Source organism: Rhodobacter sp. P2_H5 (assembly GCF_056403335.1).
The window spans coordinates 1-1125 of record NZ_JBFUFS010000066.1 but is presented as its reverse complement, the minus strand read 5'-3'; the positions used below and the strand labels follow the sequence as shown (position 1 = coordinate 1125).

Genomic DNA, 1125 nt, shown 5'->3' with positions numbered 1-1125 from the left:
ATCTGAACGTCTCGACGCTGAACCAGCCGGATTTCATGCTGACCTATGTGACCCCGGATGGCGTGACCCATACCGACGCCGCGATCCGGGTCGTGCAGGACAAGGCGCTGCGCCAGAAATACGATGACTATGCGGCTGAGGCCGAGTTCTACTATGAGATCTCCTTCGTCCCGGCGGTCCTGGCCGGGCTCGCCATGGTCGCCTATTTCTCGCTGCTCGGACGACGGCTGGCCGACACCGAACACATCCGCGGCTCGCGATTGGTGTCGCCCAAAGACCTCGAGGCCTGGTCGCGGCGGAAGTGGAAGGAATATCTCAAACACGTCCCGGCCAAGAAGGGCACGCGGCGCTACACCCTCGCGGGCATTCCCTTCCCGCCGAACACAGTCGAAGCCCAGACCGGCATCTTCGGCACCGTCGGTGTCGGCAAGACCAATGCGATGAAAGAACTGCTCGGAACGATCCGCGCCGAGAATGGGCGCGCCATCATCTATGACAAGATGGGCGCCTTCGTGCGGAACTATTACAACCCCGAGACCGACATCATCCTCAACATGTTCGATGCCCGCTCGGTCAGCTGGTCACCCTTCTATGAGGCCGAGACGCCGGAAGCCTTCGCCCAGATTGCCGAGGTGATGATCCAGCAGAAACCCGGCTCCAACGACCCGTTCTGGTCGATCACGGCGCGGCTGGTATTTGAGTATGCCGCGCGCGGGCTGATGAAGCAGAACCTGCGCACCAACACGGCGCTCCGAAATGCCATCCTGACCATGCCGGCAGAGGCGCTGCAGGCCTTGGTGCAGAACACGCCCGGCGCCCTGTTCTTTGGCGAGAATATCCAGAAGACCTCCGCCTCGATCCGCGCCAACATGATCGCGGAACTGCGGTTTCTCGAATTCCTGCGTGATGACGGCATCCGCCCCTTCTCGATGCGGGACTGGGTCAAGTCGGAACGCCCAGGCTTTGTCTTCTTGACGGGCGATGCCGAACACTCGGCGGCCACACGCAATGTCATCTCCACCGTGATCGAGGTCGCGGCCAATGCGCTGATGACCGGCCCGGAACGTCGTGACCCAAGCCTGTGGTTCTTCCTCGACGAAGTGCCGTCGCTAAACCGGCTGCCGT

Annotated in this window: 1 protein-coding gene; it reads left to right on the top strand. The window is 62.0% G+C overall.

Going from position 1 to position 1125, the window contains the following annotated elements; translation table 11 throughout:
* A partial coding sequence (locus AC1DVR_RS23460; protein ID WP_478003037.1) for a type IV secretion system DNA-binding domain-containing protein occupies positions 1 to 1125 on the top strand: 1125 nt, incomplete at both ends.